This window comes from Roseateles sp. (assembly GCF_044373315.1).
In the GTDB taxonomy this organism is placed as follows: Bacteria; Pseudomonadota; Gammaproteobacteria; order Burkholderiales; family Burkholderiaceae_C; genus JACDQM01.
On record NZ_JBILQK010000122.1, the window covers coordinates 1 to 8641 of the forward strand.

12 protein-coding genes are annotated in these 8641 nt (G+C 65.7%); 9 read left to right on the top strand and 3 right to left on the bottom strand.

What is annotated here, in order from left to right:
• The coding region (locus ACIQ67_RS18080) for a cation:proton antiporter (protein ID WP_397535768.1) at positions 1-1367 on the top strand (1367 nt) is incomplete at its 5' end.
• 23 nt (positions 1368-1390) lie between these two features.
• Positions 1391-1822 carry a DUF1841 family protein gene (locus ACIQ67_RS18085; RefSeq protein ID WP_397535769.1) on the top strand — a complete coding sequence of 144 codons (432 nt, stop codon included), beginning with the start codon at positions 1391-1393 and terminating at the stop codon, positions 1820-1822.
• Positions 1823-1887: 65 nt separating this feature from the next.
• Here the strand turns inward: ACIQ67_RS18085 and ACIQ67_RS18090 are convergent, their stop codons facing one another.
• From ACIQ67_RS18090 to flgA, 3 genes are all read right to left on the bottom strand, one after another.
• On the bottom strand, positions 1888-2301 hold the full coding sequence (locus ACIQ67_RS18090; RefSeq protein ID WP_397535770.1) for a hypothetical protein: 414 nt from the start codon (positions 2299-2301) through the stop codon (positions 1888-1890).
• An 82-nt stretch (positions 2302-2383) separates the two neighbouring features.
• On the bottom strand, positions 2384-2722 hold the full coding sequence (flgM, locus tag ACIQ67_RS18095; protein ID WP_397535771.1) for a flagellar biosynthesis anti-sigma factor FlgM: 339 nt from the start codon (positions 2720-2722) through the stop codon (positions 2384-2386).
• A 129-nt stretch (positions 2723-2851) separates the two neighbouring features.
• Entirely contained in the window at positions 2852-3592 is a 741-nt protein-coding gene (gene flgA, locus ACIQ67_RS18100; protein WP_397535772.1) for a flagellar basal body P-ring formation chaperone FlgA, read from the bottom strand.
• 162 nt (positions 3593-3754) lie between these two features.
• Between flgA and flgB the strand changes: the two genes are divergently transcribed.
• The 7 genes from flgB to ACIQ67_RS18135 form a co-directional block, all read left to right on the top strand.
• Positions 3755-4168 (top strand): flagellar basal body rod protein FlgB, encoded by a 414-nt coding sequence (flgB, locus tag ACIQ67_RS18105; protein ID WP_397535773.1) that lies wholly within the window; start codon positions 3755-3757, stop codon positions 4166-4168.
• Between the two features lie 23 nt (positions 4169-4191).
• The gene (flgC, locus tag ACIQ67_RS18110) at positions 4192-4608 is read left to right on the top strand and encodes a flagellar basal body rod protein FlgC (protein WP_397535774.1); all 417 of its coding nucleotides are present in this window, start codon (positions 4192-4194) and stop codon (positions 4606-4608) included.
• A 22-nt stretch (positions 4609-4630) separates the two neighbouring features.
• Positions 4631-5284, top strand: a complete 654-nt coding sequence (locus tag ACIQ67_RS18115; RefSeq protein ID WP_397535775.1) for a flagellar hook assembly protein FlgD — start codon at positions 4631-4633, stop codon at positions 5282-5284.
• Positions 5285-5341: 57 nt separating this feature from the next.
• Positions 5342-6718: a flagellar hook protein FlgE gene (gene flgE / locus ACIQ67_RS18120; RefSeq protein WP_397535776.1), complete on the top strand. Its 1377-nt coding sequence runs from the start codon at positions 5342-5344 to the stop codon at positions 6716-6718.
• 35 nt (positions 6719-6753) lie between these two features.
• Positions 6754-7479 carry a flagellar basal body rod protein FlgF gene (locus ACIQ67_RS18125; protein WP_397535777.1) on the top strand — a complete coding sequence of 242 codons (726 nt, stop codon included), beginning with the start codon at positions 6754-6756 and terminating at the stop codon, positions 7477-7479.
• A 12-nt stretch (positions 7480-7491) separates the two neighbouring features.
• Positions 7492-8274, top strand: a complete 783-nt coding sequence (flgG, locus tag ACIQ67_RS18130; protein ID WP_397535778.1) for a flagellar basal-body rod protein FlgG — start codon at positions 7492-7494, stop codon at positions 8272-8274.
• 12 nt (positions 8275-8286) lie between these two features.
• Positions 8287-8641, top strand: a 355-nt coding sequence (locus ACIQ67_RS18135) for a flagellar basal body L-ring protein FlgH (protein ID WP_397535779.1), incomplete at its 3' end; no start/stop codon positions are given.

An 8641-nucleotide genomic window follows, 5' to 3' on the forward strand; every position in this document is an offset into this window, starting at 1 on the left:
TGACGGCCGCCGGCCCGGCGGAAAGCTCGGGCGGCATGCAAGCCTTGAAGGCCTTGGGTGCCATGGCTGCGCTGGGCCTGTGCGGTCGCCTGGTGCTGCGCCCGGCGCTGCGCTGGATCGCTCGCAGCCGCACGCCGGAGATCTTCACCGCGGCCGCCTTGCTGGTGGTGCTGGGCTCGGCCAGTCTGATGCACGCGGCCGGCCTGTCGGCTGCGCTGGGAGCCTTCCTGGCCGGTGTGCTGCTGGCCGAGAGCGAGTTCCGACGCGAGCTAGAAACCGACCTGGAGCCCTTCAAGGGACTGCTGCTGGGCTTGTTCTTCATGGCCGTGGGCATGGGCCTGGACCTGCGCGTGCTGCAGCAGCAGCCCGGCCTGGTACTGGCCCTGCTGCTGGCGCTGCTGCTGTGCAAGATGGCGCTGCTGAGCGCGATGGCGGCCTGGATGCGAATTCCGTTGGCCGAGCGTCCGGTGTTCGTGCTGCTGCTGGCCCAGGGTGGCGAGTTCGGCTTCGTCGTCTTCCAGCTGGCGACGCAAGCGGGGCTGATCGATGCGATGCAGAGTTCCGCGCTGGTCGCTGCGGTAGCCCTGTCACTGGCCTGCACCCCGCTGCTGCTGCTGATCAGCGACCGGCTGCTGGCGCCCCGGCTGGCCCGCAAGGTCGAGCCGGGCGAGGCCCAGCTTTCGGCGCAGCAGCAGGCCCCCATCATCATTGCGGGTTTCGGCCGCTACGGCCAGATCATCGGCCGGCTGCTGTTCGCCAACGGCTTCGAAGCCACGGTGCTGGACCATGACGCCGAGGCGGTGGCCTCGCTGCGGCGTTTCGGCTGGCGCGTGTTCTTCGGCGATGCCACCCGGCTCGACCTGCTGCGCACTGCGGGCGCCGAGCAGGCACGCATCCTCGTGCTGGCCGTGGACGACATCCAGCACAGCCTGGCCATTGCAACGCTGGCGCGCGAGCATTTCCCGCAGTTGCAGATCGTGGCCCGCGCACGCAATGTGCAGCACTACTTCCGCTTGCGCGAACTGGGCGTGCACCTGATCGAACGCGAAACGCTTGACTCGGCGCTGATGAGCGCACGCAGCGTGCTGGAGCTGCTGGGCATGCAGCCCCATGCGGCACGCAAGCAGGCCTGGCGCTTTCGCCAGCACACCCTGGAACAGCTCGCGGTGATGCAGCCCCTGCACCGTGACGAAGCCGCGCTGACGGCCGCGGCACGCGAAGGCCGTCAGCAGCTGGAAGCGCTGTTCGCGCAGGAGCGCGGGCAGGCGGCTGCCCGTCAGCGCAAGGGCTGGGACCGGCACGAAGCCGCACCAGCAGGCCCGCAAGACCCGCGCGCCCCGGAAAACCCGGCCGAGCCGCCGGCCTGAGCGGGCGCGGCGACAATCGGACCATGTTCGCTCCGTCCCAACTTGAAGTCCGGCGCTTCTTCTGCGCCACCTATCGCAAGCTGCGCGCCGGCATGCCGCTGATCCCGATGGAAGCGATTGCTGCCCAGTGGATCGACGAGCACCCGGAGTACCACGCCGAGCTGGCCGATGAAGAGGCTGCCTTGGCCAAGGTGTACACGGTGGAAGAAGGGCGAACCAATCCCTTTCTGCACCTGTCCATGCACCTGACGCTGGCCGAACAGCAGTCGATTGACCAGCCGACCGGCGTGCGCCAGGCCATTGAGCTGCTGGCGGCACGTCGTCAGTCCCTGCACGAAGCGCACCATGCGGCAATGGAGTGCCTGGGCGAAATGATCTGGGCGTCGCAGCGCAGCGGCCTGCCGCCGGATGGCCATGCCTATCTGGACTGCGTGCGGCGCAAAGCCACAAGCTGAGCTGGCGTCTGAAAATGAAACAAGCCACGCGGCGCGTGGCTTGTTCGGAGCAAAAAACGGACGAGTCAGGCCTGGTAGGAGCCGCCACCCAGGGCGCTGCGTTCGGCCTTGCCGTGCGAAGAGTAGAGGCCCGTGTTTTCACCCGGCATCAGCACGTCGATGGCTCGGTCCAACGCAGCTGTCGCGCGCGCCAGCGACTCGCGCTGAGCCGCCACACGGCCACCGGCCATCACCAGACGATGGCGCAAATTAGGCGGCACGCTGCCGGCTCGGGCGGCTTCGCTGAAGGCGGCAATCGCCTCAGCCAGCGACTTGTGCAGCGCGCTGGCATGCATCTCGATGGCCTGGGTATCCCGGCGCAGCAGCGCTTCGCCGAGCTGGTTCAGGCAGCTTTCAACAGCCAGCAAGGGCTGTTCGAGCGACTGGCTGATGGCCGGCTCAGGCGTCAGATTCGTATCAGTTGGGGGCAAAGCGTGCATAGCGGTACCCGCCGCGAGGCGTAGAGAGTGGATCGGCGCCGGCAAGTCCTGAGGCCGGCGCGGTGGCCGGCTTCAGGCCTCGTCAGTGCGGCGACGTGCGGGCCAGCATTTCCTGCGCATTGGCGATCAGCTTGTCGGCGATCGCGTCGGCATTGATGCTGAACTTCCCATCACTGATAGCTTGGGCAATGCGCTGTACCTTCTCCGCGTCGAAAGAGCCTTCTTCCGACACGCTCGACAGCAGCTTGCTGGCGTTGCTCGAAAGCTCGATCTGGGCGCTGGCCTCGGGTGCCTTCTTGGCGCCGGCCGCTGCCGTCGCGCCTTGAGGGCGGCCTGCTTCCGCCCCGCCGGATCGATCCGGCGCAACGGGCAGCGAGGCTTTCGCTTCGGGGCTGTTACCGATTTTCATGTTGATCTCCATAGGTCTGAGTCAGGCCCAAACCTGTCCAGGTCTCCGGTGTATCGACCCATCCCGGCGAGACTTGAGGGAATTCCACCCCCGTGACTACGGGGCTACCCTGCCGGGTCAGGCCCCGGCTGCGCTGGCTGGTCATAGCAGCACCTCCACACGTCGATCACCCACGGCACGGCCCGTGACGGTCCGGCCATTCTCGAAACGAACACGCACATCCTTGCCTTCGAAACCGGCCTCCAGGGCCTGGCCTTCGCTGGCAATCGCATAGCCGGCACCTGCCGCCAGCACCTGCACCCGCTCGCCAGCCGCAAACCAACGCCGCTGGCGCAGGTCGGTGCTGCGCACCGCCTCACCAGCAGCCAATGGCCGCTGCAAGGCGCGTCCGTCAAGCCCACTGAACTGAGTGAAGATGCTGCCAGTGTCGGCTGCAAGATCAATTTCGGCCAGACGCACATGCTCTTGAGTGAGCTCGGCACCGGCTGGCAGCGGCTGCGCGGCCACCAGGGCCTTGGCGTAGACCTGCACCGTGACCGGCAGTGTGACATTCCAGCGTGCCGAACCATCGGTGCAGCGCAGTCCGATGCGGCTGCGGCCCCACATGCGATGGCCAGCCGGCAGATACGGCTGGATCTGGGTGCATGGCGCCAGGCGCAGGCGCGGGTCGAGCTGGCCGATCTGCACCTCGACCCGAGCCTGGGCAGGTGCGCCAGCCTGCGCGCCGCTTTGGGCCAGGGCTTGCAGACGATTCAGCAGTTCCGGCGGCAAGGCGTTCATGCCTTGGGCCCAACCAACGCCGCAGGCCAGCCCGGCCAGCAACGCAACGCAGAGCGCGCGTGTCCAGCGAACGGCAATGGGATGGAGGGCGTTTTGAAGCATGGGGTGGACTGTAGGCCGCTGCTCGCCTGGCTTTAGCGCCGAAATGCGCAGCAAAGGCCGCTCTATTCCCGCTAAAGATTTCCGGGGCCCGACAACACAATGACCTCCATACAGCCGTCAAGGCGCCCCGACAGGCCATGCAGAGATGCGGAGGGCCATACCATGATCAACCGACTGACCAATTCGCTGAACTTCCAGACCGAGGCGCTCAAGCTCCGTTCGGAACGCCAGCGCCTGCTCGCCAGCAATATTGCCAATGCTGACACGCCCGGCTATCAGTCACGCGATTTCGACTTTGCGCGGGCCCTGCGCGAAGCCTCGGGCCAGATTCCGACCGCCGGCGCCATGAACACCACCCAGGGCGGCCACATGGCACCGCTGGCGGGCGCCCGAAGCGATCCCCAGAAGCTCTACGGTGCGCCCTCGCAGACCAGCCTGGACAGCAACACCGTGGACATGGACCGCGAACGCGCCAGCTTTGCCGACAACGCGGTGAAGTTCGAGGCCACGCTGCGCTTCATCAACGGCAGCGTACGTACCACGCTGGATGCGATGAAGTCGCACAACGCGGCCTAAGCCCGGACTGACAGGAGAACGCCATGTCGATGTTCCAGATCTTCAACGTCTCAGGCAGCGCTGTCAGCGCGCAGAGCCAGCGCCTCAACGTCGTGGCCAGCAACCTGGCCAATGCCGACACGGTGGCCGGCCCCGATGGCCAGGCCTACAAGGCCAGGCAGGTGGTGTTCCAGACCGAACTGATGGGCGCCGGCAAGGACCTCGGCTCGGCCGGCGTCCGGGTGTCACAGATCACCGAAGACCAGAGCCAGGGCCGCCGCGTGCACGACCCCAAGCACCCGCAGGCCGACGCCGAGGGCTATGTGACCTACAGCAACGTCAACAGCGTCGAGGAGATGGTCAACATGATCTCGGCCTCGCGCTCGTATCAGAACAACATCGAGGTGATGAGCACGGCCAAGAGCCTGCTGCTCAAGACCTTGCAGCTCGGCCAGTCCTGAGCCCTGACACCAAGGAGCCGCCATGGACTTCACCACGCTCAACAAGACCAGCAGCACCGGCAGCGGCGCCGCCAACCAGCTGAGCACCAAGAATGCCGTCGATACGCAAGACCGCTTCCTGAAGCTGCTGGTTGCGCAGATGCAGAACCAGGATCCGATGAACCCGATGGACAACGCGCAGGTGACCAGCCAGATGGCGCAGATCCAGACGGTCTCGGGCATCAGCGGCCTGGACAAGTCGATCCAGTCGCTGGCCAGCCAGTTCGGCCAGATGCAGACGCTGCAGGGCGTGGCGCTGGTCGGCCGCGATGTCAGCATCGAAGGCAACAAGATGGTCATTGCCAACAACAGGGGCCAGGGCGCCTTCGAACTCAGCGGCCCGGCCAACAAGGTCAAGCTCGAGGTCCTCAGCCCGGCAGGCACCGTGCTCGACACGGTGGAACTCGGCGCGCAAAGCGCCGGTCTGCACCAGTTCGACTGGTCGGCCGAGAAGAGCAAGGGCTACACCCAGGTGAACTTCCGCATCACCGCCACCAGCGGCACAGCCCCGGTGAGCAACACGCTGTATTCCACCGACAAGGTGACCGCTGTCAGCACCAACAGCAGCGGCAAGCTGCAGGTGCAACTCGAGAACCTCGGCCAGGTGGCCTACACCGCCATCAAGTCTGTCGATTGATCAGAAACTCGCAAGCCCGCACTCGCTCGCCCTGCTCGCCCCACACAAGGAACCACCATGAGCTTCCAACAAGGTCTGTCCGGTCTGAACGCCTCCAGCAAGAACCTGGAAATCATCGGCAACAACATCGCCAACGCCAACACCTACGGCAGCAAGTCCTCGCGGGCTGAGTTCTCCGACCTTTACGCAGCCTCGCTGAGCGGCGCGGGTAGCAGCTCGATCGGTATCGGCACCAAGCTGTCCACCGTGGCTCAGCAGTTCACTCAGGGCAACATCTCCATCACCGAAAACCCGATGGATCTGGCGATCAATGGCATCGGCTTCTTCCAGCTCAGCGACGGCAAGAGCCCGAACGTCTACAGCCGCAATGGGCAGTTCAAGGTCGACAAAGACGGCTTCATCGTCAACAACGACCAGCTCAAGCTGCTCGGCTACCCCGCCGATGGCACCGGAAAGATCAGTCCAGGACTGGCTCAGCCGCTTCAACTGCCCACCAAGGGCATCAGCCCGCAGGTCACCAACGACATCAAGATGGAGTTCAACCTGGACTCCCGCTCCAGCCCGACTGCGCCCATCGACTCCGGCGGCAACGAAATCACCGGCATGTCGCTGACAGACCCCAGCACCTATAACAACGCGACCTCGCTGACCGTCTACGACAAGAAGGGCCAGCCGATCGCGATCACCATGTACTTCCAGCGGACCAAGACGCCCGATCCCGCAGGCAGCGGCGGCACCGTCTGGAACGTCTACATGACCGCCAATGACAAGCCACTCGATCAGGGGGCCGACGGCAGCACCATCACACCCACGGATCCGAAGGCGCCGGTGATCCCGTACACGCAGATCATCTTCCCCAAGCAAGGTGGTTCGCCACTGCAACCCCTTGTCGCGCTGGACCTCTACATCCCCGCTGGCGTGAACGCCGGTGGCGCCTCCACACTGAGCATCCCCTTCGACGCGGCGACCATAGACCCCAACAACCCCGACAACCGCGCCATCCGTCTGGACATCACCACCGCCACCGAGAACGGCTCGAGCTTCGCGGTGACCGACCTGAGCCAGAACGGCTATGCCCCCGGGCAGCTGGCTGGCATCCAGATCGAGAAAGACGGCGTCGTGACCGCCCGGTATTCGAACGGGCAGTCCAAGGCTGCCGGTCAGCTTGAACTGGCGGCCTTCCGCAACAACATGGGCCTGCAACCCATGGGCGGTAACGCCTGGGCGCGCTCCAACGCCTCGGGCGAGCCTGTGACCGGCGTGCCCGGCGATGGCAATCTGGGCGTGCTCTCGCCGGGTTCGCTGGAGGAATCCAACGTCGACCTCACTGCCGAACTGGTGAACATGGTGACCGCTCAGCGCGTCTACCAGGCCAATGCGCAGTCGATCAAGACCTTGAACGACGTGCTGCAGACGCTGGTCAACCTGCGTTGATGCAGCAGCCCGCACTGAACTGACCGGAGGCCAGCATGGACCGCATGATCTACCTGTCGATGGCTGGCGCCAAAGCCGCCATGCAGCGCCAGGACGTGCTGGCCAACAATCTGGCCAACGTCTCGACCAACGGCTTCCGTGCCGAGCTGCAGGCCTTTCGTGCCGTGCCGGTGCGCGGCGATGGCGCCAGCACGCGCGCCTACTCGCTGGAAACGACGATCGGCTACAACGCCAATCCCGGGCCTATCCAGCCGACCGGACGCAACCTCGACGTGGCGATGCAGGGAAATGCCTGGCTCGCGGTCCAGGGTCTGGACGGCACCGAGGCATACACCCGGGCCGGTGGTCTGGAGGTGAATGCAGAGGGCTTGCTGTCCTTGCGCAACGGCCTGCTGGCGCTGGGCGATGGCGGACCGATCAATGTGCCGCCGAATTCGGAGCTGCAGATCGGCAGCGACGGCACCATCAGCGCCAAAGGGCCGACCGGACGCCCGACGGCTATCGGGCGCCTCAAGCTGGTGACGCCGGAGACGCCGATGGCGCGCGGCACCGACGGCCTGTTCCGGGCCGCCGATGGCGACCTGCCGGCCGACGCCACCGCCAAGCTGCAGGACGGTGCGCTGGAAAGCTCCAACGTCAGCGCCGTCGAGACCATGGTCAGCATGATTGCCGCGGCACGCCAGTTCGAACAGCAGATGAAGCTGCTGCAGATCGCACAGACCCAAGGCCAGCAGTCCGCAAAGCTGCTCGGCACCACCTAAAGGAACGCCGCCATGATCCGCTCACTCTGGATTGCCAAGACCGGCATGGAGGCCCAGCAGACCCAGCTGGACACCATCTCCAACAACCTCGCCAACGTCGCCACCAACGGCTTCAAGCGTTCGCACGCGGTGTTCGAGGACCTGATCTACCAGAACCTGCGCCAGAGCGGCGCCAACACCACCGAGCAGACCGTGCTGCCGACCGGCCTGCAGGTGGGCCTGGGCGTGCGCCCGGTCGCCACCGCACGCGTGTTCAGCCAGGGCAATCTGCAGCAGACCACCAACAACCTCGATCTGGCGATCAAGGGCAACGGCTTCTTCCAGATCCAGATGCCCGACGGCACCACCGCCTACACCCGCGACGGCAGCTTCCAGCTCGACGCCAACGGTCAGATCGTCACCAACAACGGATACACCCTGCTGCCCGGCATCACGGTGCCGGCCAATGCGCAGAGCCTGACCGTCGGCCAGGACGGCACGGTCAGCGTCACCGTCCCCGGGCAAGCTGCGCCTCAAACGGTAGGCCAGATCCAGGTCGCCAACTTCGTCAATCCGGCCGGCCTGGATCCGCGCGGCCAGAACCTGTTTGCCGAAACGGCCTCTTCCGGCACGCCGAACGCCGGCGCCCCCAACGCCAACGGCCTGGGCGCGCTTCAGCAGGGCTTTGTCGAAACCTCCAACGTCAATGTGGTGGAAGAGCTGGTGCAGATGATCCAAACCCAGCGCGCCTACGAGCTCAACTCCAAGGCGGTGCAGACCTCGGACCAGATGCTGCAAAAGCTCAGCCAGATCTAAGGAGCGCTTGTCATGACCCTGCGCCAGACCCTCCCCTCGCTGGGCCTGCTCAGCACGGCCCTGCTGCTGGGCGGTTGCGCCGTGATGCAAAGCCCACGCGTCGAGCTGCAGAGCACCCCGGTGGTGCAGCTGCCTCAGCTGCCGGCGACAGCCCCGGCCAACGGCTCGATCTACCAGTCGGTCAGCTACCGGCCGCTGTTCGAAGACCACCGCGCGCGCTTGGTGGGCGACACGCTGACAGTGCAGATCACCGAGAACATCTCGGCCACACAGAGTTCCAGCAGCGCGCTGGACAAGAAGGGCGATCTGGCCGGTGCCGTCACCGCCCTGCCCGGCATCGCCGCCAATTCCTTCGGCCGCGCCAGCG

Bases quoted from the DNA above. Each gene is read 5' to 3' on its own strand.
- ACIQ67_RS18115 (WP_397535775.1), top strand. From the start codon at position 4,631: ATGGACTTCACCACGCTCAACAAGACCAGCAGCACCGGCAGCGGCGCC.
- flgG (WP_397535778.1), top strand. From the start codon at position 7,492: ATGATCCGCTCACTCTGGATTGCCAAGACCGGCATGGAGGCCCAGCAG.
- ACIQ67_RS18085 (WP_397535769.1), top strand. From the start codon at position 1,391: ATGTTCGCTCCGTCCCAACTTGAAGTCCGGCGCTTCTTCTGCGCCACC.
- flgA (WP_397535772.1), bottom strand. From the start codon at position 3,592: ATGCTTCAAAACGCCCTCCATCCCATTGCCGTTCGCTGGACACGCGCG.
- flgM (WP_397535771.1), bottom strand. From the start codon at position 2,722: ATGGAGATCAACATGAAAATCGGTAACAGCCCCGAAGCGAAAGCCTCG.
- flgE (WP_397535776.1), top strand. From the start codon at position 5,342: ATGAGCTTCCAACAAGGTCTGTCCGGTCTGAACGCCTCCAGCAAGAAC.
- flgC (WP_397535774.1), top strand. From the start codon at position 4,192: ATGTCGATGTTCCAGATCTTCAACGTCTCAGGCAGCGCTGTCAGCGCG.
- ACIQ67_RS18090 (WP_397535770.1), bottom strand. From the start codon at position 2,301: ATGCACGCTTTGCCCCCAACTGATACGAATCTGACGCCTGAGCCGGCC.
- flgB (WP_397535773.1), top strand. From the start codon at position 3,755: ATGATCAACCGACTGACCAATTCGCTGAACTTCCAGACCGAGGCGCTC.
- ACIQ67_RS18125 (WP_397535777.1), top strand. From the start codon at position 6,754: ATGGACCGCATGATCTACCTGTCGATGGCTGGCGCCAAAGCCGCCATG.